20 protein-coding genes are annotated in these 21177 nt (G+C 36.4%); 2 read left to right on the top strand and 18 right to left on the bottom strand.

Annotation, left to right across the window (positions count from 1 at the left end; all coding sequences use genetic code 11):
- Positions 1 to 163: 163 nt before the first annotated feature.
- The 3 genes from CWS20_RS03670 to CWS20_RS03660 form a co-directional block, all read right to left on the bottom strand.
- A complete protein-coding gene (locus CWS20_RS03670; protein WP_158236992.1) occupies positions 164 to 4360 on the bottom strand; it encodes a tetratricopeptide repeat protein in 4197 nt (1398 codons plus the stop codon).
- Positions 4361 to 4497: 137 nt separating this feature from the next.
- Entirely contained in the window at positions 4498 to 5481 is a 984-nt protein-coding gene (locus CWS20_RS03665; protein ID WP_066200170.1) for a S66 family peptidase, read from the bottom strand.
- Positions 5482 to 5594: 113 nt separating this feature from the next.
- Complete coding sequence (locus CWS20_RS03660; RefSeq protein ID WP_066200172.1) at positions 5595 to 5774, bottom strand: YjcZ family sporulation protein; 180 nt, start codon at positions 5772 to 5774, stop codon at positions 5595 to 5597.
- Positions 5775 to 5990: 216 nt separating this feature from the next.
- On the opposite strand from CWS20_RS03660, the gene CWS20_RS03655 reads away from it, so the two are divergent.
- Entirely contained in the window at positions 5991 to 7076 is a 1086-nt protein-coding gene (locus CWS20_RS03655) for an SGNH/GDSL hydrolase family protein (RefSeq protein WP_066200175.1), read from the top strand.
- A 143-nt stretch (positions 7077 to 7219) separates the two neighbouring features.
- Here CWS20_RS03655 and CWS20_RS03650 read toward each other — a convergent pair whose 3' ends face one another.
- The 4 genes from CWS20_RS03650 to rsgA form a co-directional block, all read right to left on the bottom strand.
- Complete coding sequence (locus CWS20_RS03650; protein ID WP_066200178.1) at positions 7220 to 8005, bottom strand: IclR family transcriptional regulator; 786 nt, start codon at positions 8003 to 8005, stop codon at positions 7220 to 7222.
- 245 nt (positions 8006 to 8250) lie between these two features.
- The gene (msrB, locus tag CWS20_RS03645) at positions 8251 to 8691 is read right to left on the bottom strand and encodes a peptide-methionine (R)-S-oxide reductase MsrB (RefSeq protein ID WP_066200180.1); all 441 of its coding nucleotides are present in this window, start codon (positions 8689 to 8691) and stop codon (positions 8251 to 8253) included.
- Positions 8691 to 9173 carry a peptide-methionine (S)-S-oxide reductase MsrA gene (gene msrA / locus CWS20_RS03640; protein ID WP_066200185.1) on the bottom strand — a complete coding sequence of 161 codons (483 nt, stop codon included), beginning with the start codon at positions 9171 to 9173 and terminating at the stop codon, positions 8691 to 8693. Before msrA ends, msrB begins: the two co-directional genes overlap by 1 nt.
- Before the next feature lie 218 nt (positions 9174 to 9391).
- On the bottom strand, positions 9392 to 10441 hold the full coding sequence (rsgA, locus tag CWS20_RS03635) for a ribosome small subunit-dependent GTPase A (RefSeq protein WP_066200187.1): 1050 nt from the start codon (positions 10439 to 10441) through the stop codon (positions 9392 to 9394).
- A 325-nt stretch (positions 10442 to 10766) separates the two neighbouring features.
- Between rsgA and CWS20_RS03630 the strand changes: the two genes are divergently transcribed.
- Positions 10767 to 11534, top strand: a complete 768-nt coding sequence (locus tag CWS20_RS03630; RefSeq protein ID WP_066200191.1) for a DUF4397 domain-containing protein — start codon at positions 10767 to 10769, stop codon at positions 11532 to 11534.
- A gap of 53 nt (positions 11535 to 11587) precedes the next feature.
- Here the strand turns inward: CWS20_RS03630 and CWS20_RS03625 are convergent, their stop codons facing one another.
- The 11 genes from CWS20_RS03625 to CWS20_RS03575 all read right to left on the bottom strand — a co-directional run bounded on the left by CWS20_RS03625 (position 11588) and on the right by CWS20_RS03575 (position 21164).
- Positions 11588 to 12169, bottom strand: coding sequence for a YpmS family protein (locus tag CWS20_RS03625; RefSeq protein ID WP_066200193.1), 582 nt, complete (start codon positions 12167 to 12169; stop codon positions 11588 to 11590).
- 12 nt (positions 12170 to 12181) lie between these two features.
- Positions 12182 to 13000 (bottom strand): SGNH/GDSL hydrolase family protein, encoded by an 819-nt coding sequence (locus CWS20_RS03620; RefSeq protein ID WP_066200196.1) that lies wholly within the window; start codon positions 12998 to 13000, stop codon positions 12182 to 12184.
- A gap of 307 nt (positions 13001 to 13307) precedes the next feature.
- Complete coding sequence (locus CWS20_RS03615; protein WP_066201828.1) at positions 13308 to 13883, bottom strand: SCO family protein; 576 nt, start codon at positions 13881 to 13883, stop codon at positions 13308 to 13310.
- Between the two features lie 250 nt (positions 13884 to 14133).
- Positions 14134 to 14979 (bottom strand): DegV family protein, encoded by an 846-nt coding sequence (locus tag CWS20_RS03610; protein WP_066200198.1) that lies wholly within the window; start codon positions 14977 to 14979, stop codon positions 14134 to 14136.
- Positions 14980 to 15115: 136 nt separating this feature from the next.
- Positions 15116 to 15367, bottom strand: a complete 252-nt coding sequence (locus CWS20_RS03605) for a DUF2535 family protein (RefSeq protein ID WP_066200201.1) — start codon at positions 15365 to 15367, stop codon at positions 15116 to 15118.
- Between the two features lie 101 nt (positions 15368 to 15468).
- On the bottom strand, positions 15469 to 16215 hold the full coding sequence (gene tatC, locus CWS20_RS03600) for a twin-arginine translocase subunit TatC (protein ID WP_066200204.1): 747 nt from the start codon (positions 16213 to 16215) through the stop codon (positions 15469 to 15471).
- Positions 16216 to 16408: 193 nt separating this feature from the next.
- Entirely contained in the window at positions 16409 to 16606 is a 198-nt protein-coding gene (tatA, locus tag CWS20_RS03595) for a twin-arginine translocase TatA/TatE family subunit (RefSeq protein ID WP_066200207.1), read from the bottom strand.
- Positions 16607 to 16710: 104 nt separating this feature from the next.
- The gene (gene ilvA, locus CWS20_RS03590) at positions 16711 to 17979 is read right to left on the bottom strand and encodes a threonine ammonia-lyase IlvA (protein ID WP_066200208.1); all 1269 of its coding nucleotides are present in this window, start codon (positions 17977 to 17979) and stop codon (positions 16711 to 16713) included.
- Positions 17980 to 18360: 381 nt separating this feature from the next.
- On the bottom strand, positions 18361 to 19635 hold the full coding sequence (locus CWS20_RS03585) for a TRAP transporter large permease (RefSeq protein ID WP_066200212.1): 1275 nt from the start codon (positions 19633 to 19635) through the stop codon (positions 18361 to 18363).
- On the bottom strand, positions 19632 to 20129 hold the full coding sequence (locus tag CWS20_RS03580; RefSeq protein WP_066200214.1) for a TRAP transporter small permease: 498 nt from the start codon (positions 20127 to 20129) through the stop codon (positions 19632 to 19634). The genes CWS20_RS03585 and CWS20_RS03580 overlap by 4 nt, the downstream gene beginning before the upstream one ends.
- A 12-nt stretch (positions 20130 to 20141) precedes the next feature.
- On the bottom strand, positions 20142 to 21164 hold the full coding sequence (locus tag CWS20_RS03575) for a TRAP transporter substrate-binding protein (RefSeq protein ID WP_066200219.1): 1023 nt from the start codon (positions 21162 to 21164) through the stop codon (positions 20142 to 20144).
- Between the last annotated feature and the right edge of the window lie 13 nt (positions 21165 to 21177).

Raw genomic sequence — 21177 nt, 5'->3', positions numbered from 1 at the left:
TCTGTAAAGAGGACTTTGAAGGAGACGAAAGTGGAGAACGCACATGCGGTAGCTGGTTGTTTGTGAGTAGCGGTCTTAAGGATTTGCACAAGATTTAAAGTGTTAAAGTGACCTTCCTATGAAAAAAAACAAGCCTCCAGATAATTTTGGAGACCTGCTTGTCTTAATCATTTTTAGCCAACAAATGACATAGTGCTTCCTCGTTTTCAGCCATTTCTTGAAAATATTCATCCTCATCATTCGCAAAGACATATTTAAGGACATTCCTTGCTTCGCTCCCACGATCCAGAATTGCTAGACTGCACGCTTTGAAATAGTGGGCAGCTAGTAGATCAGGATGACGGTGAATCACATGCTCAAATAGCTCTAATGCCTGCATCGGCAGCCCCGCGTGATTATATGCTACACCCAATTCCAATCTTACTGCCACATCTTCAGGGAAAATTTCTAGACCTGTTAGCATTATTTTAATTGCTTCTTCATACATGCCACCTATATTAAGCAATCGTCCTAACTCAAAATATGCCTCTACTTTGGAAGCATTCAAGTATAGCACTTTTCTGTAGCATTTTTCGGCCGCATTCATCTTTTGCAATCCGCTGAATGCCCTTCCTTTTATTAGTAATGCTTCTACATATACTCTACTATCACTGCTAATACGTTTAAGTTCATTAATGCTTTTCTCATAATTGGATATATCCGCTGTAATTTCTGCCTTTTTTAAATAAAGCTGTCCTAGATGGAGCGACAAATCCGGTCCCCATGAGTGATCAATAGCTTTTTTTAATATCTTTTCGGCGTTATCATTCATTTCTGCGGTTTCATAAAATGAAGCAAGCTCTATGACTGCAGTATGGTTATCCTGGCAGAATTTTATTGCTTTTTCATAAAAGGCTACGATTGTACCATAAATTAAGATATGCTTTGTTTTTTCCTTCCACTTTCCAAACATTTTTCCCAATTGAAAACCTGGCTGCTTATCTGGTATAACCTGTTCATCTAAATATGACTGAAGGACCCTCGCAGCTAACAAATACACTTCGCCCGGTTGATTTAAACCCTTTGCCAACTTTTCAACCTCATCCCCTAATTTCAGCCATTTGCCGCTCGACTTATATAAAAGAATGAGCGTGTGGTAAAGCTCCTCATCATCAGGATATTTAGCTAGAAGAGGCAACAATAAATTTTTTGCTTCCTTATATTTCTGCTGTTTTATTAGCAACTTAATCTGACATAATTTTATATGGGCATTATCAGGACTTAATTCCAATGCTTTTTCTATCATAAGGAAAGCTAGTTTTTCATCGCCTAATTCACTATAGCCAATCGCAAGGCTTTCCAGCCTCCATAATTCATCCACATTCCCTTGCCGTGCTTCTAGTTGTCTGATGCTGTCTATTACCTCAGCATCAGATAGCTGAGAAAAAAAGTATTCCATATTCACGGATAATGGTGATAGCTCGATTAACCGTTGCATATTTCTCTTCTCCTCCAGTTTGTCATCGCAAATTTCTGCGATTTTTGCAAGACAGGAAATGCTTCCAGCAATATTCGGATCTATTTGGAGGCTGTGCTGAAGTGCTTCAGCTGCCAATTGATATTGTCTCATCTCAAAATAGGTCATTCCTAAACGATAAAATGGCAAATACGTTTCTTCAATTTCGATGGCTTCGTTGTATAATCTGATGGCATCAGCATATAAACCATCGATTTCATATAAAATACCCGCTTGACAATGGAATAAATTAGTAAAATTAGTCGGGGTAACGAACTGCATCAAGTAGGTTCTTGCCTCTGCAACATAAGGGGAATCCATCGCCAAATCAGTATATATATCGATCGCTTCCTCTACATTTATGTCTAATGTCGGGATGCATGATTCAATATATGATAAGCCCTCTCTAATCAAATCTTCGTTTTGCTGATTTTTACCGATTTCACCGAGTAATTTTCCGCCATTAATTAAAAACTCCTCATCGCAGTCGAATTTGCTGTGAAAGTTTCTAATCATTTCTACTACATCATTTTCTGCACCATTACTTTTAACCACTTGTGCATATCCAATAACCGGGAACGCTTCATTAGGAGTTTTTTTTATGCAATTCAAATAAAGATTTTCCGCTTTATCCCATGCATCTATACTTTGATATAAATTTCCTAAATGATAATATAGCTGGTTAGGATCATCCGAACATTGTTCTATCCCTTGAAGGAGTATAGATATCGCCTTTTGTTCTTCTCCGTGGTTAACGTATAGGTTTGATAAAGCAATGTATACATCTGCAAAGTTTGAATCTAATGCCGCACACACTAAATAGCCTCGTTCAGCCCTTTTCATTTTCCCTTTCATTTCATCGATTCTTGCTCTTTCAAACCATGACTGGCTATCTTTTTTATTTTCTTTAATCAATCCATCAAAAACCGTTCGTGCCTCAGCACTTTTATTTTGTTCAAAAAGAATGAGCCCATGATTATACCTAGTGAACCGGTCATGTGAAAAATATTGGATGGCAATATTTGAAAATTTCCTCGCCTCAGTCAAGTTTCCTGCATAGTAGTAAGAAATAGCAATAAAGCTCCATAATTGCATTTGATCTGGATCGAGCTGCAGCGATTGCTTATATGAAGCTATCGCCTCACGGTAATTATTTTGATGAAGGTAAATTTGGCCGCACAAGAAATGAAAATATGGACTATATGTTTTTCTTTTAATTGTCTGAAGGTATGATTCTGCCAATTCCAACATATCAAAACGAATAAATGATTCGACCGCATGAAGGATATAATATTCATCATCTTGATAAATTTCCATCACCTTGAAAGCACACTCTTGAATAAATTCCTTATTTTCAGAATCAAAAAGTGTGTTCATTATATATATCGGTGTATAATCGTACTTCATATTATTTTTCATAAAATCCAGGAACTCACCCTCATGCCCTTCATCTGTTTCCAATAGATCAGTGATTCTATGCAATTCTCTAAAGTATTGGTCTTCATCATTGTCTAGAAATTGCAATAAGTGAGATTCTTCTTCTGGCACAATAGCAATGGACATAAAGGCAGTATGTGCCTGCTTTTTATTGAACTCTTCATATTCGACATACAATGTTTCAATAATATTAGGATCCTGGATATGATAAATCGAGAAGCGATTATCATATCCTTTTAATATTTGTACATGTGAGTAATTTTCCATATCCACACTTAAAAGCACAGGAACGGAAAGGTCAATTAGTTTACGATAAAGGATGTTATTACCAAAAAAATATTTACAATGATAGCCTTGATTCTCCAAGAAATTTACAGTAGTTGATAATTTAGAGCCGGTTACATCAAAAATATGTTCGGCAATTTCCTTTTGTGTTTTTCGGGAATGATAATATGCCGTTATCATTTCCAAGCTGGCTGGCACACAAAAATTGCTTTCTTGAATAACTGGTGATATCGTTAAAAATTTCATACTGTGATTGAGTCCATGGAAATTCAAGAATGGATTGCTTTTTATATTTTTATTAGCAAGCAATTGTTTGAGCTCAATCAGCTTATTTTCTCTATACAATGATAGTGATTGCAAGAATACAAAATATTCTTGGAAAAAATGATGTGGTGTTAGCTCATTTAATTGTTTAATTTCCCATTTCATATTTTCCCAATCTTCCATCTCTGCGTGACGTTTAATTTTGCTAAGCATCAACCCTGGTGTTTGCGGAAATTGTTTTAAACCATCCTGTATCCATTTATATGCTTCGTTATAATCTCCTGATGTTGCATAAAAATCAGATAAAATCCAGTAACAATAAGCGCCATATTCATTATGAGCCATTCCGGAAATAAGCACTTTCTCCGCTCTGGCTTTTTCACCTATTTGCCAATAAATATATCCTATCTTATCTAATGGGGGATCATTAGTCATACTTAATAATACATCTAGCTTTTCCTTTACTTCACTCAATCTTTTCAGCTCGAGTAAGCAGTGAATTTCACATATTTTTGCTTTAATAACAAGCTTTTCATCTAGCTCTTCCTGCTGTTTATTTTGCAGATCAAGGTTGAGCATTTCCATTGCCTCAATTGCTTTGTTCTCGCCAATCAGCTCTTCACAATACCAAATAGCTGTTTGCAAATGCTGGTATCGTCGATGAGTATAGCGGGCAAGAAAACCCGAATGCTTATACATGAGTCCTTCGTCAAGAAGCCTAATAAGCAATTGATAATCTTCAATTGTTCCTATTGATTCTAATAAAGCCTTGATCTCAGATAGCCTCATTTTTTTTATTAAATCTATTTCAGAAATAATTATTTTTAATGCTTGGCTATGTTCACTTTTATTTTCTAAATGCTTTACTTGACTAATCATTGTCATCATTGCACCTCAGGTTGAATTATATCCCCCTTATCATAACTGCTTAATGAAGAATATTCTATATGTAATTCATTTTAAATATAAACGGCTCAACTGTTAAAGTTCCTAAAAAAAAACCTAAACGAATTGCTTCATTTAGGTCTTTGATCAATAAATATTTCTGTTTCTCCTTGCTTTGCAAGTATTGATACATGTCCGCCAAGTGGAATCGTTGCTATGGGCTGTACATGACCAAAGTTAACATTGGCGATAATTGGCACGCCTTTTAATTCTTTCTTTGAAGCAATGATTTTTCTTAGTGCTGCCTCTGTGATTTGCGAATTGTCCTGAAATCTTCCAATTAGAATGCCTCTAATTGCATCAGCATCTGGCTGATGTAGAAGGGATTGGAGATTACGGTCAAATGTTAACGCATGTGATTCCTCATCATCTTCAATAAAGAGAATGCAATCCTTCAATGAAGGCATAAACTCAGTCCCTTGAAGAAGATTAATCGTACTTAAGTTACCGCCAATTAATGTCCCTTCTGCTTCACCTTCCTGTAAAACCATATACTTTCCATCTTCATTAAATGTACGATCCTCTTGATTTAAGTACCATGGATCATCGCTCCAGTGCGTTGAAGCTTCAACTTCATATGGTTCGTCAGTTGTCACCGCTTCTAAAAAACCAGCTAATGTGTAATCAAACCCGTGTTTAACACCGAAGCTGGAAAAATGCGGGCCTGAATATGTAATTAGCCCGGTCTTACTGTAGATGGCATTACTTAAAGCAGTGATATCACTATATCCGCAAAATATCTTCGGGTTCTTCTTTATTAGGCTAAAATCAATTGAGGTTAATATTTGATTTACATTATATCCGCCGGTGACCGTCATTACTCCCTTTACATTCGGATCAGTAAAGGCATCATGTAAATCCTCAACCCGCTCTTCTATTGTAGAACTAAAAAACTCGTCATGCGCTTCAACATTTTTCCCATATGTAACGATAAAGCCTAAGCTATTTAAACGATCTTCAGCAATTCTGACTTGTTCAGATTTCATAATCACCATGCTTCTTGAAGGAGCAATGATTCTTATTTCATCTCCTGGCTTTAACCTATCCGCTAGCATTTCATTCACCTCTTGATTGAAATAAGTATAATTTTATCCAAAAAATTAGCTATAGTCGATACTCACATTGATAAAAATAAAAAAGAAAGGCATTTAGCCTTTCCTTCTATATCTTACCAGTCACCACAGCCACACCAGCTGGCGCCGATGATAATTAACAAAATAAATAAGACAACAATTAGTGCAAAACCACTAAAAGGACTTCCACAGCAACCTCCACCGCCATATGCTCCAGCTACTGGGTAGTTGTGATAAGGTTGTGCACAAGGATCGCATCCATATCCGTAATTCATAAAATTCCACTCCTCGTTTTTATTAGGCATTTTCAAGATATCTTATGAAGTAGGTTCTTGTCCCGCATGTGTTTTCGCCTATTTTTTAAAATAGAAATGATTTTATTGTAAATAATGCTAGACGTACAGCGCTTTCATTGCATACAATTCATTTATGGAATGTTCCTTCTATCGTTAGGTAACGATAAGGATAATGAGTTAAAGGAGATTATGGAAATGATTAAAAGACCACTTCTGGTTTCAATGAGCGCTCTCCTTTTGCTTGGGTTCCTCTTTCTCGTTTTTCAGTTTTCAAAGGCTGAAGGCGCCGATCAATCTAAAACGGTATATGAAAAAATAACTAATGGTGAAAATATAAATTATTTAATCATCGGGGACAGCATTGGCCGAGGTTCAGGCGCATCAACAAAACAGGAAACATGGTTTAGAAAGTGGGAACAACAGCTTAAGAATGAATATGGAGTAACAGCAAAGCGGCATCTAATTGTACAAAGCGGGGCTACTGCATTTGAAGGCTTAAATAAGCTAGTTCATACCGAATATTTAGGGCCAATGGATATGACCTTTATCGTTTTTGGCGAAAATGATCGTAAATATATGGATGAAGCACAATTTGCCTACTTCTATGAAGCGCTCATACGAAAAACAAAAAGCGTCTATCCTGATAGCGAGATCATTACACTTACAGAAAGTCCTTTAGATAACAAAGCATTTTCAGAAGCGATTGCATCCATATCTGCCCATTATCATGCGAAGAATATTGATTTAAGACCGGCATTTGCCGAATCAAAATTATCCACTTATGAATTAACAACTGATCTAATTCACCCAAATGATAAGGGATATACGATATATGCAGATACTATTTTTCAAGCAACAAAAGATTTAGCAGCTGCAAACGAAGACATAGCAAATATGGCAATCCCTCTTCTAGAGAAAACAGATATTGATTTGCAGCAAACATCTGCCTATACGAAAGCCAGTCATTTATTTACTAATGAATATTGGTCGAGTGACATTCCGGGAGATTCTATAGAATTTACATATACTGGAACTTTCCTTGGCGTCAAAGTTAAGAGTAATGAATATGGTGGAATGGTGGATGTATTCATTGATGGTAAACCGATACGAACCCTCTCGACATGGTGGCCATTAGAGAAAGAAAGACATTTATATGTAACTAGCGGACTGGAAAACAAAGTTCACCATGTTCAATTTGTTGTATCAGATCGTAAATCTATCTACAATGTGACAAATAAAGCGCAAGTTCAGCTATCAGCCATCATAACAGAAAAGCAATAAAGACGGTTTCCGAAAAAGTGACCAATTCTTTATTGCTTCTTTTTTACAAACAAATTTTGTATATCTTTTAGGCTTTTTTCATATGGTTTGTAGCAAAATAAATAGCCTTCTAATCATAGTGTATTCATTTCCCAGGACATATATTAATGCTTATCCGCCCTCAATTTATTAGTGATTGCCAATCCGCCATTTGTGAGTAAACGAACAAGAGTCTGTTCATCATATTCTTCATATCTAGGAGAAGGAATCGTAATCGATATGCTTGCTAAGATTTCATTAAATGGATTGAAAATAGGCGCACTAATTGAAACTGCTCCTTTTACTCTTTCTCCATTACTAAATGCATATCCCTGTTCCCTAATCGCCACTAGCTCATCATGAAGTTTTATTTTATTTACAATTGTATTCTCAGCTAGTTGATCAAGACTTGTTCTGTCTATATATTCCTTCTGTGACTGCATTGGATAAAAGGCCAACAAGACTTTTGCTGAAGCCCCAGCATACAATGGCGACTCCTGACCAACGTAAATCATTGTTTGAAGTTCATAGCTGCTTGACAAATTTTCAATGCACTTTCGCTTTTGATTTTCAATTACATTTAAGCTTATATTTTCTCCAGTATTTACTCTTATTTCTTCCATTACAGGCAGCGCAATAGATAAAAGACTCGTATTTTTCTCCACTAAGTTGCCTAAAAATAATAATTCCAACCCTAACTGATATTTTTTGGTTTCTTCGTTTTTATGCAGCATGCCTTCAAAAACCATTGTATTTAGTAACCTTTGCAAACTTGATTTGCTTAAACCGGTACGAGTATGAAGTTCTGTTAAAGAGAGCGTTTTATTCTCAACAGAAAAGGACCTAAGTATTTGAAATGCTCTATGTAGAGTTTGCATAGAATAATTTTTCTTAAATTTGTCATTATCCATCTATTTAACCCCTTCTTAAAGAGATACCTTGAATACACAATTTTAAAACTATTATAAATCTACCATCTCAGCATAAATTAAACAAGAATATCCAGTACAAAAATCCATTGCAGCTTAATTTTATTTGGCTGCTTACCTCTCCGGGCGCTCCAAACGAATTTTTCGCTTTAACATGGCCGTAGTATAAAAAAAGAGTGCTAAACTAAGTTAGCACTCTTATTTTCGAAACTATTATTTCAATATATTTAATCTAATGTTTTATCAAACAGCTTAAAATACTTACCATAGCCTTCTTCTTCTAATTTTTCAACCGGAATAAACCTTAATGCCGCAGAATTAATGCAATATCGCAATCCCGAAGGTCCTGGACCATCATTAAAAACATGACCTAAGTGAGAATCGGCTGTTTTGCTGCGCACTTCGGTACGAACCATAAAATGGCTGTAATCCTCTTTCTCCAGAACTTCCTCTTCAACAATAGGTCTCGTAAAGCTTGGCCAGCCGCAGCCTGCATCATATTTGTCTGTCGAGCTGAACAAAGGCTTTCCAGATACGATATCAACATAGATACCATCTTTAAACTCATTCCAATATTCATTATGAAATGGGGGTTCTGTGCCATTATTCTGAGTGACCTCGTATTGCATAGGATTGAGTTTTTTCTTAAGTTCTTCGCTATTACTCATTATTTATTCCCCCAATGTTTTTTAATGAAAGCCGCTCTGCCGGAACCTTGATGATAGGCATTATAGCGAAGGGGGCTTTTCTTATAATAATCTTGATGATAGTCTTCAGCAGGATAAAAGGTATCAGCTGGCAATATCTTCGTTGCAATCGGCTTCGTGAAAGGACCATTTTCTGCTAGATCCTGTTTAGACTGTTCCGCTTGCTCTTTCTGTTTTTCATTATAGTAAAATATTGCAGTTTGATAAGATTGTCCGCGATCATAAAATTGTCCGCCTTCATCTGTTGGATCAATTTGCTGCCAATAAACTTGCAAAAGTTTTTCATATGGGAAGACTTCAGGATTGAATTTTATTTGCACAGCTTCATAATGGCCTGTCTTTTCAGAACAAACTTCTTCATAAGTAGGATTTTCTTTGCTTCCTCCTGTATAGCCCGAAGTCACTTCAATAATTCCCGGCTGTTCATCAAATGGTTTTACCATGCACCAGAAGCATCCGCCGGCAAATGCAGCGAGCTCATATTTTTTTCTTCCATTACAAACACCTCACAATTAATAAGCAACCTTATCTTTCCTAATAAATTCAGCTTCTATTTCTAAGATAAAGAAAAAAGAGGCAAGATGCAAACTTTAGAGGTCAGCACTGTCTATCCATAAATCTAAAAAGCCTCTTACAATGAAGAGGCTTTTGGAACTATATTTTATTTGCGCGCAGCTTTGCTTATTTTTTTCCAATGCTTTCTTTCTTCCGACTGCTTTTTCAAGTCCTGTCTTCTTTCTAAATAGGCGAGTTCTTTTAATAGTTTTTTGTAGCTTATTAACCTTGCTTCTTCAAGCAATCCTGCTGCAATCATCTCTTTCACTGCACAGCCGGGTTCGTTATGATGTGTGCAATCTCTAAATTTACAATTGTCCGCAAATCCTTCAATATCAGCAAAGCTTTCAGATACTCCTTTATCCGAATCCCACAGCTGAAGCTCCCTCATACCTGGAGTATCTATCATTACTGCTCCATTTGGTAAAAGAATTAATTCCCGGTGAGTTGTCGTATGTCTCCCCTTGGCGTCATCTTCTCTTATTTGATGCACTTTTTGCTTCTCATATCCTAATAGATAATTTGTTAATGTAGACTTGCCGACACCTGATGATCCTAATAAAGCTATCGTATCGCCTGCTTTTAAATAAGTGGCAATAGATTCCATGCCTACTTCATTCAACACGCTTATAGGAATAACAGGAACACCCATTGCCACACTCTCCACTAAAGCTAATTGCTGCTCTACATCCGCACATAAGTCTACTTTAGTTAAGATGATGACCGGATTTGCTCCACTTTCCCACGCAAGCAGTAAATATCGTTCAATTCTTCGCAAATTTAAATCATCATTTAAAGAATTTACAAGAAAAACCGTATCCACATTCGCAGCTACAATTTGTTCTTCTGTATTAATTCCAGCTATTTTTCTTGAGAATTTGCTTTTCCTTTTTAAAATTGCATGAATAACGCCTTTCTCTTCACCTTGCATTCGCTGCAAAACGACCCAATCTCCAACAGCTGGATAATCTTCTCTGTTAGCTGCCTGGAAATCAAGCTTTCCAGATACTTCACATAGCAATTCTCCCTCATCAGTCCATACCCGGTAATATCTTTTATGTTCAAGTGAAATTCTGCCCGCAATATAATCATTCATTTCAAACGCTTGTAATTGCTCTTGAAAAAACTCATTAAATCCAAATTGGTTAATATTCAAATGTCCATCCTCCAAAATTATTTCATCCATTTATTTGTACACAAAAAAGCCATAGGCACACAGCCCATGACTTTAGGAATGAAGATTGTCAGGAAAACACATTTGAAGCTTATGCAATCATATCCGTGTGGGCTGTGTATTTATTTGAGATTGTTGTTGATAATTTATTTAAGTTTCCCATTATACATCACCCCGCCTTTTTAAGATTATTCTAATTATATCCTCTTATGACAGAAAAGTAAATACTTTCTATCTATTTTTTCCATACACCATCATCTGTTCCTTGCATATAATGCAATACATTTTAATACAGGGGCTGGCGAAAATGGCTAAAGAGCAAAACACGTCTAACTATATCAATAAAGCTTTAACATATGACATGATTTCACAATACTATAAATATATAGATCCTAATATACATATTTATTATTATCAAAAGCACTTGCAGTACATACATTTGGTCCATCAGTCTATGAGGATACGTAATGATCCAGCCAAAGAACTGCAAAGAATGAATAAAGGGAAACTTCGTATTTTCCATGGTTCTCCAAATGCCGGTGAAGTTGATATATACTTGAACGGACTGCGAATATTCAAGGAACTGCCCTATAAAGAGATGAGTAATTACTTATCCTTACTAGAAGGAAAATATCAATTGGACATTTACCCTGCCAATACGATGGTCTCCTCTATCCTAAGCCGTAAAATCATCATTGAGGCAGGTGCATTTCATTCAGCGGCATTTTCAGGTGAATCCAATGATAGCGCCTTTGCTATCTTTAAGGATGATTTAACTATTCCACGAGGAGAAAGCAAAATGCAATTTATTCATTTGGCAGCAGATTGTCCTCCACTTGGCGTTTCTTTAGATAATGGAGAAACTGTTTTCTCAGCTACAGACTATCGTGGCAATAGCGGCTTTCTCGCTCTTTCCCCGATGGTTTTAAACCTGAATATTATCGAGAATGAGAGTGGTAACGTGCTGCTTGCTTTACGAGAAATGACCGTTAAACCACAGACTGCATTTTCTCTCATTGTTACAGGATCGATTACAGGCACCCCGCCATTAGAAGTTTTAGTTATAGAAAATTAATACCGTCCAAAAAAAAAAAAAAATGGCCATCAATGTATAATGGCCATTTCTTTTTATTTTACTGGAACCATGAGTGTAAAGTCTATATCATCATTTTCTAAATCAAATTGATCTACTTTTACTTTAACATCACTTTTTAATTTCATTTCGGTTAATGCGACATAAATTCTTTCTTCATTTGGTTGGATGACTACCCAATCAGGTATATGATAATTATCACTTATGAGCTTCATTACAAAAGAAATTGGTAAATTCATTTGCCCAACAGATATCCCTTTTTGCTGCAGCATGATATCTCCATTTTCCATTGCTGCTGGCTCAAATGATAGCTTTAATTGAAGGTTTTGACTAAAGACTGGCAGTGTTCCATATAAATTCACTTCATCATCTAAAATAACTTGATAATCGATGGCACCATCAAGAATTTCTTCTTCTAAGTAATGATTAATTAGCATGTTTAAATCATTCTTATTTGTTGATACTTTGAAGGGAGCATAGTCAGCCTCGTTCAAATTAGCACCATTGTATTGATCGTCTTTAGGTGGGATACTCATCATAACTAATAAACTGACGAGTACAACTACTATCGCCCCTAACAAAACGAAGAAAAGAGTTTTCCACTTATTTCCTTTCAATTATTTTCCCCCTTACCGGACTATCGTCTGTCTCTGTAATAATTCTTCAAGTCCATCTTCCTGTATCCTTTCATAAATCCTTCCAGCAATTAATTCATATCCGCGATCATTAGGATGAAAGTAATCCGTATACAATAGGTTCTCGTCTGATTGTTCAAAGATATCGGCAATATCCACAAAATAAGTGTTCTCATATTCAGCGAGAATATTTTTGCTCGATTCATTCCATTCATCCATAATCATACTCATTTCTGTTATTTCAGAAAACCATTCAAGGAAAGGATTATATAGGCCTACCAACAAGACGGTACTATCTGGATTTCCCTTTCGAATGCTATTTAAAACATCTCTAAGATTTTCTTCGAAAACAAGCTGCTCTTTATTAAATGCATCTAAGTTTAAGCGAGTGAAGTTTTCTCGAACAACCTTCATAATATCGTTGCCGCCTATTGTAATTATCACCATATCTGCTTCTGAAATTGACTCCATCACATCTTCAGATTTCAGTTTTTTAATCAATTGGTTAGAACGATTCCCTCTTACGCCATAATTAAGAAATTCTGCGCTTGTAACCCCTTTATGATTACTTAACAGCTGCTCAAGATAAGGAATATATCCTCCTTGTTCTGTCGTATCCCCTACACCTTGAGTTAGCGAATCCCCAACAGAAACAACCTTTAAATCGATTGGGAAAAACCCTGGTGGAATTTTATCCTTCTCATTGATTTCACTTTTCTTTTCAGAGACGGCTTCTCCCTTCTGACTGGAAGAAATCACACTGCAGCCTGCCAACATCATTGCAAAAAGTAATAAGGTGAGTTTTATTTTCATCTTCTATCACCTGCTTTTATTATGTATCCATATTATATCATGCCCACAAAAATACTAAAAAAAAGAACATTATTTATCTTTAACCATTCATTATAGTTACGAAACAAAGAGGAAATTTAACAATCGAAACTATGGTAATCTCGATTCGTTTGTCATATTAACTGCCGTTTATAGTGACGAGCTTAGCTTTTCTTCTCCTGTTTTTCATTTTAATTGCACAATAAAGTGACAAACTTCGCCTCTTTTCTGCTAATTGTCACTTTAATTGCTATTACCCTTTAAAAAAGGAAATAGACCTTATTCAGGTCTATTGTAATGTTTTTATATCCTTAATAATTTGTTCAAAAGGCACATCTGTCACACCATCATAATCCTTCATTACTTTACCTTCTTGATCTACTAAATAATAGGTTGTGTAATGCAGAACTTGATCGCTGTTGTCAGGTTTTTTTACTAAAGATTTAAATGAATCGGCAGCAAATTTCTCTATCTCCTCTTGTTCATAGCCAGTGAGAAAGCTCCAATTTCCAAAATCGGCATTATATCGCTCGCCATACTCTTTTAACACTTCCGGTGAATCTACTGTTGGATCAACGCTGAAAGAAACAAACTCAACATTCTCTATTCCTTCTTCTTCAACCATATCCTGTAACTGACTCATATTAGAGGTCATAGGCATACAAACATCTGCACAATTTGTAAAAATAAAATCGGCAACCCATACTTTTCCTTCTAGATCTTTTAAACCGACTGATTCATTGTCTTGATTAGTAAAAGTAAAATCGCCTACAGTATAATTAAGAGGATTCTCTATTCCTTTTTGCCCACAGGCAGAAAGAACAACTGCTGCAGCAATGATCAGTACCCAAAAACTTTTCTTCAATTTATTCACCTGCTTACTAATAATAAACACCACTTTTTTCAACATTATGTATATTCTCTATTTCCATATGCTGCATGTTAATATTAACAAACGTTATTGATGGAAGAAAGAAAAAATTTTGACAAAGATGTGAACTTAAAATTCATTTTTATTAAGTTCACATCCGGAACCTAAAAATAACCTTCTCATTTATACAAATTTGAAAATGAGAAGGCTGTAGTCTTCATTCAAATGAAAACGAATACAATTACTATTCTATATGGTAGCAAAAACCGATTGCGCCAGGTCCTGTATGCGTACTAATAATCGGCGTTGTGTCTTCAACCGTTACATGCAGAAACCCTGTTAATTCTTCAATCGAATGTTTTAGTTTATTTGCTAGCTCTAATCCATTTGCATGGGTAATTCCTACGCTTTTAATGGTTTTACCTTTTGCATCTTCGACAAATTGCTTTGCTAAATATTTAACGACTTGTGTATGGCTTCTTACTTTTGATACTGGCGTATAAACACCATCATCAAGTGATGCAATAGGTTTAATGTTTAGTAGAGACCCGATTAAGCCTTTACCTTTCCCAATCCGGCCGCCTTTAATTAAGTTTTCCAGTGTGTCAACGACTACATACAATTTCGTATTTTTTTGAATATCCTTGACTCTTTGTATAATCTCATCAAGTGGTTTGCCTTCTTCAGCCATGATTGCAGCTTCGATTACTTGAAATGCTAACGCTTTTGAAATGTAGCGAGAATCAATTACGGATACTTTTGCTTTTGCCATGCCTGCTGCACTTTCAGCAGATTGGACAGTTCCGCTCATTCCACCGGTCATATGGATAGATAAAATTTCTTCAAAGCCTTCATCATATAATTGATCATATTTTTCAACAAACACGCCAGCTGATGGCTGGGAGCTTTTTGGCAACTCATCTGAATCTTTCATCAATTTAATAAATTCCCGCGGAGTGATATCCACTCGGTCATGGTAGGTTTGTCCATTAATATGGATGGATAATGGCACTACCGTAATATTAAACTTTTCAATTATTTCACTTGATAAATCAGCAGTAGAATCTGTCACTATTTTAATCTTACTCATTCATTCACGTCCCTATAATAGCAATTCAACACTATTATACATGGTTCTGCTTATGAATAAAAGAAATTACAGTTTCTTAGTCCTTTTCATGAGCAAATGCCAAAAAAAATAGACTCCATTTAATGGAGTCTATTCATTATGCGTTGCTTTTAAGTTTTGGCGCTTGAAATATTTGGTCATAATCTGGCCATCGCATCACTTTCTTAAGATGCTCTTTGAAGGAATAGGTACTACCGTTATCCTGAGCATGAAAGACTGCTGTGATAAATTTTTGTAAACGGACTTGCACTTGAAAAAAATAAGGACTCTCTTTATTTAACAATGGTATATCAATAATTTTAACCTTCTGTCCAACAGCATTTTTGAACTCTAGGCTTTTGAATATCAAAATATCAATCCTCTTTTTCACCCGTTTAAATATATTATACCTCATAGCAATGACAAATTGTGTATATATTTGTCACCAATACAAAAATATTCATCATTTCATTATATACTGGTTCCTTTTGCTTCTCCGCTGCTGTTTTCTTTTCTCAGCTTACGTCTATAAACAACTTTTGACAGATTGATGCTGATTTCATAAAGAACGAGTAAAGGAATACTTACAATGATATCAGACATTAAATCTGGCGGTGAAATTAAAACAGATATCACTATTAACACAAAATAAGCATACTTCCTTATGCTTGTCAGTACATAAGGATTAATAATCCCTAATGATGTCAAAAACATGGCAACGACTGGCAATTCAAATAATATTCCAAAAGGCAAAGTCATGTGAAAAATAAATTTGAAGTATTTATCAACTGTAAAGCTTAATTCCATCATTCCAGAACTTAGGCCAGTTAAGAAGTTAAACATCGTCGGCAAGATGACAAAATAACCAAAACATAGACCGACAATAAACAGAACAAACAGGGCAGGAATGTAGGCTAATGTGACCTTTCTTTCTTTAGGAACGAGCCCAGGCTTTACAAATTGCCATATTTGTAAAGCGACTACTGGAATTGTACCCGCAAATGAAATGACCGTTGCAATCGTAAAGTAGACCCAAATGATATCACTCGGTCCTAATACAATCAGCTGCTCCTCTAAGTCTCTGACAAACCATCTATAAATATCATCAACAAAAATAAAGCCGACAATAAAAAACAAAATAAATGCAACGACACAAATAATAAGTCTTTTTCTTAACTCCTCTAAATGATCAATATAATTTAATTCTTTTTCTTTCATATCCGTCTCCTGCCAATTACTTGATCTTTGGCCCGCAGGCAATCTTAATTGTCTTATAATAAATAATAGAAATAGAAAAAGTGCAAGATGAAACGCCTTAAAATTGGGTGAATCAGCCAATCATTAGCGAAACATGCCTTTCGACTTAGCTGCTATTCGCAGACTGTCAAAGGCATGCAGTTTATCTTACACCTTATTTAACTACTTTTTTCTTCTTATCATCTTCAATATCTTCTATTACATCACTAGTCAAGTCGCGAGTAGATTTTTTAAACTCTCTCAGTGTATCTCCCATAGCACGTCCAATTTCAGGCAATTTCTTTGGACCAAAAATAATTAGTGCCAATACTAAAATTAATATTAGGCCTGGAATCCCGATGTTAGATAGCATAAAAACATCCCCTTAAAGTGACTTTAAACCATATTCATTATAGGCTTAATGGAAACGGATAGTCAAATCAAATTATTAAAATGATTTGACTACTTTTTATAAACCTATACTAATAAATGAAAAAGATTTTCATCATTATTAATCTCTTGATACGAGAATCCTTTATGATTCATTCGTTCAATTAGTCCGCTATAATCATCTTTATGCTTCAACTCAATTCCTACCAGGGCAGGGCCGCTTCCTTTATTGTTTTTCTTCGTATATTCAAACCTTACAATATCATCAGTCGGTCCCAATACCTCATCTAAAAACTCTCTTAAGGCACCCGCACGCTGTGGGAAGTTTACTATAAAATAATATAATAGCCCTTCAAATAATAAGGAACGCTCTTTAATTTCTTGCATTCTCTCAATGTCATTATTACCGCCGCTTATTACACAAACGACATTCTTCCCTTTTAGCTCTTCCTTATATAAATCCAAGGCTGCGATTGGAAGCGCTCCAGCTGGTTCAGCAACGATTGCATGCTCATTATATAAATCCAGTATTGTCGTACAAACCTTTCCTTCAGGCACACTAATAATATCTTCAACATGTCGTTTGCATATCTCAAAGGTCATGTCGCCAACACGTTTTACCGCAGCTCCATCAATGAATTTATCAATTTCTTCCAACGAGACTACTTCATCTAATCGAATAGATTCCTTCATTGACGATGCACCCTCAGGTTCTACGCCAATCATTTTGGTTATTGGCGAAATACTTTTTATATATGTAGACAGCCCTGCCATTAGACCACCCCCGCCTATGCTAGCAAACACGTAATCAAGCGGTTCATCGCAATCATTTAATATTTCAACAGCCACTGTTCCTTGACCGGCGATGACATGTTCATCTTCAAATGGATGAATAAATGCTCTTCCTTCTGCATCACAGCATTTTTGTGCCTCATAAAAAGAATCATCAAATGTATCTCCGACTAAGATAATTTCAATCGAATTTTTTCCGAACAGCTCCACTTGGCTTACCTTTTGTCTCGGAGTGGTTGCCGGCATAAATATTTTTCCATGGACTCCCAATTTGCTGCAGGCATAAGCAACTCCCTGGGCATGGTTGCCTGCACTTGCACATACTACACCGTTCTTTAACTTTTCTTCTTCAACAGAAATCAAAGAATAATAGGCGCCCCTTAACTTAAAAGAGCGTACATGCTGAAGGTCTTCTCTTTTTAAGTAAACATTGCATCCGTATTTCTCTGATAAGCGATTATTTCTTTGCAGCGGTGTATGGGCAACAATATCTTTAAGATGCTGATAAGCGATTAAAATATCTTCCAATTGCACCATTCTTTCTTTCACTGCTTTTTGTCCCATCTGTCATCCTCATCCCTTTGCCTGTTTAATTTGTACATTATAACATGAGAATGGACGATTACCATTATATTTTTTAAAAATTATTATTTTTTAAAACAATCAATTATATCATTGCAGTTAGCTCGCCATCTGCTCAAATGTACCATTATGAGTAAGTAAAGTGAAACTTCCATCAGTAGGGGTTTTTCTTCATCCCCACAGATGGTTAGTTTGGATCCGCAGGTCGTGGCGTTTTAGTCTGAGTGCTAATCATCGGGCATTTACGGGCAGGGCAGTTATCACTCACCTAAGCCTCTAAACTTTGAGGTGGAGGACTTACTTTCCGTTGATCTACGATAAATAAAACCGCCCGTTCAGTTCGAGCAGGCGATTTTCTAAAAATCAAGTTACATCATGGACAAGGAATGTCGCGATTTCTGGGAAGAATGATAATAATACGATGAAGAGTGCCAATATAATAATATATGGGACCACTCCTTTAACAATTTCACTAATAGTATTGTTCCTATCAAGCCCTTTTAAAACGAATAAATTCAGCCCAACTGGAGGAGTAATTAGAGCTAGCTCCATATTTATAACCATAATAATCGCAAACCAGATTGGATCAAAGCCAAGCGCCATAATAATTGGGTAAAGAATTGGCAGGGTAATAACCAATATCGAAATTGTCTCAAGGAACATCCCCAAAATTAAGAGTGCGACATTAATTAAGATAAAAATAACCCAAGGAGAAATATTATGTTCTGTTGCATATCCAGTAATTGTTTGTGGGATTTGCAGCACTGTCATAATATATCCAAGCAACATCGCACCGACAATAATAAGAAGAATCATTGCATTCGTTTTTACTGTGGAAATAATAATTTGTTTGAAGCTGTTCATATTCAAGTTTCGATAAATTAAAGCCGCAATGAGAAAGCTGGCTACTACACCTACAGCTGCAGCTTCTGTTGGAGTAAATAAACCCGTATATATGCCACCAATGACAATCAACGGCAATAACAGCCCCCATATCGCTTTCCTCGAAGCTTCAAAGCGCTCTGGCCACGTAGCAGGTGCATCTTTCATTTTGCGAAACTGGTAGGATGAAAACAGCATAAAAATCAATGTTAATAGAATACCAGGTATCACTCCAGCAATAAATAACTTTCCGATAGATTCCCCAGTTACAGAACCGTATATAATCATCGGCACGCTTGGCGGAATAAGAATTCCGAGCGTACCGCCTGCCGCCAAGAGGCCAAGCACATTTCTTTTATTATATCCGCGCTTCACCATCTCAGGTAATGCTACCGCACCAACTGTCACCGCTGTCGCGACACTTGAGCCGGATATCGCTGAGAATATTGCACAGCAAAATAATGTTGCGATAGCCAAGCCTCCGGGAAAATGCCGAAACCACCTGCTGGCCATCTCATACAAATCTTTTCCGACACCGCATACTAATAATATTTGACTCATTAATACATACATCGGCAAGGAAGTTAGTGAGAAATCATCTAGCGCTTTATAGGATATAATCGGAATTTGCATAAATGCGAAGGTACCTCCATTAAAGAAATACATTCCTGCAATCGCAATTAAAGAAAGTGAAAAAGCGACAGGCAGCCCGATTAGCAGCAGTGCACCTAGACCTCCAGCAAAGAAAAAGTTCAAATATGTTCACCGCCTTCATGAATTCCGCCATCAATTATTTGCATAATAAAAGCAAGACATAATAGGATGCCTCCGATTGGCAAAAATAGTTCAGGCAAATACATTGGTATTCGGAGCAAAGAAGCCGATTTTATGCCTAATTCATATGTTTTTGCGACATGATGAAACCCGTAGAAGGTAAAAATAATGCTAAAGACTAAACCTAATGCGTTAGATAAATAAGCAAGAACGGTCTTGTAACGGTCATTTACATTATTCACTAGCAAATCGACCGTTATATGTGAGTAGTTTCTAACCCCATATGCACTTCCTAAAAAGCAGCTTCCAATTATGGCGTATATAGATAGTTCAGTTGCCCAGATTGTCGGTTGCCCGAAAATGACCCTTGAAATTATTTCATAAAAAATCATCAATGTTGTTAGTATTATAAACAGACCAGATAAATAAGCACCTGCATTTATTAGACGATCGGTAAATTGATACATTTTTTTCATATTACCTTCCTCCTAATCTACCATCTCTAATAACTCTTCTCCAAGGTCACCGGCATTTTCTGCAAAAGCATTCCAAGCAGGCCGTGCAGCTTCCTTCCACAGCGGAATATCCTCTTCAGGAACAACATAGACCTCCATTCCTTTATCTGCTAACTGCTTAGCTGTTTCACTATCCTCGATTTCGGCTTGTGAACGAATCCATTCTTCTGTGTCCTTCGCTGTCTCCATTAAAAGTGTCTGACTTTTTTCAGGCAGTCGATTCCAAAAATCATTATTTACCGCTAATAAAAATTGTAAGTAGGCATAGTTATTAATTGTTAAATATTTTGTCACTTCATCATACTTTCTTTGAACCATTGCAGTTGTACCTGATGTAGCTCCATCTACAGTATGTCTTTGCAATGCCATATACACCTCTCCGCCACCCATAAAAACAGGAGATGCGCCATAGGCTTTTATCATTTCGGAAGGGATATCGCCTATGCTGCGAATCTTCAGTCCGTTAAAATCTTCAGGAGATTCTAATGGTCGCTTATTATTGGCAAATTGGGCAAAGCCGTAATCTGCGAACATTAATACTTTTGCCCCCTTTTCTTCCATTGCGTCTCTCAGCTTGTCGCCCAACTCTCCATTTAAGGCTTTTCCAGCCTCTTCATAGGTAGTAAATACATATGGTACATCAAAAATCCCCATTGCCGGCACCGTACTTGCCCATAAAGTAGAAGAATTCACACCCATTTCTACACCGCCGGTAAGAATAGATTGGTTCATATCTTTATCACTGAGCAGCTGTCCTGCCGGAAAGACTTGAATCTCTATCGCTCCGCCTGATTTTTCCATGACATCTTTCGCAAATTGTTCTACACCCTTTGCTACATGGTGGTCCTGCGGCAAGTTATAGGCGAGACGAATCGTTGCTTTCTCATAGCCGGCACTATTTTCTTCACCAGCTGAATTTGAGCTGCTTTCTTTACCGCAAGCTGTCATAGCTAAACAAATAATTAGCATCAACATCATTAACCCTTTAGTCTTCATCCGTCTTTCCCTC

Source organism: Cytobacillus horneckiae (assembly GCF_002835735.1).
GTDB lineage: Bacteria > Bacillota > Bacilli > Bacillales > Cytobacillaceae > Cytobacillus > Cytobacillus horneckiae.
Note: the sequence above shows the minus strand (reverse complement) of the source record. Positions and strands in the feature narration are given on the sequence as shown.

Bases quoted from the DNA above. Each gene is read 5' to 3' on its own strand.
- CWS20_RS03665 (WP_066200170.1), bottom strand. From the start codon at position 5,481: ATGCTAGCGGATAGGTTAAAGCCAGGAGATGAAATAAGAATCATTGCT.
- CWS20_RS03655 (WP_066200175.1), top strand. From the start codon at position 5,991: ATGATTAAAAGACCACTTCTGGTTTCAATGAGCGCTCTCCTTTTGCTT.
- CWS20_RS03580 (WP_066200214.1), bottom strand. From the start codon at position 20,129: ATGAAAAAAATGTATCAATTTACCGATCGTCTAATAAATGCAGGTGCT.
- CWS20_RS03670 (WP_158236992.1), bottom strand. From the start codon at position 4,360: ATGATTAGTCAAGTAAAGCATTTAGAAAATAAAAGTGAACATAGCCAA.
- tatC (WP_066200204.1), bottom strand. From the start codon at position 16,215: ATGAAAGAAAAAGAATTAAATTATATTGATCATTTAGAGGAGTTAAGA.
- CWS20_RS03610 (WP_066200198.1), bottom strand. From the start codon at position 14,979: ATGAGTAAGATTAAAATAGTGACAGATTCTACTGCTGATTTATCAAGT.
- CWS20_RS03650 (WP_066200178.1), bottom strand. From the start codon at position 8,005: ATGGATAATGACAAATTTAAGAAAAATTATTCTATGCAAACTCTACAT.
- ilvA (WP_066200208.1), bottom strand. From the start codon at position 17,979: ATGGGACAAAAAGCAGTGAAAGAAAGAATGGTGCAATTGGAAGATATT.
- msrB (WP_066200180.1), bottom strand. From the start codon at position 8,691: ATGAGTAATAGCGAAGAACTTAAGAAAAAACTCAATCCTATGCAATAC.
- msrA (WP_066200185.1), bottom strand. From the start codon at position 9,173: ATGGTAAAACCATTTGATGAACAGCCGGGAATTATTGAAGTGACTTCG.
- CWS20_RS03630 (WP_066200191.1), top strand. From the start codon at position 10,767: ATGGCTAAAGAGCAAAACACGTCTAACTATATCAATAAAGCTTTAACA.
- CWS20_RS03575 (WP_066200219.1), bottom strand. From the start codon at position 21,164: ATGAAGACTAAAGGGTTAATGATGTTGATGCTAATTATTTGTTTAGCT.
- CWS20_RS03620 (WP_066200196.1), bottom strand. From the start codon at position 13,000: ATGAAAATAAAACTCACCTTATTACTTTTTGCAATGATGTTGGCAGGC.
- CWS20_RS03660 (WP_066200172.1), bottom strand. From the start codon at position 5,774: ATGAATTACGGATATGGATGCGATCCTTGTGCACAACCTTATCACAAC.
- tatA (WP_066200207.1), bottom strand. From the start codon at position 16,606: ATGCTATCTAACATCGGGATTCCAGGCCTAATATTAATTTTAGTATTG.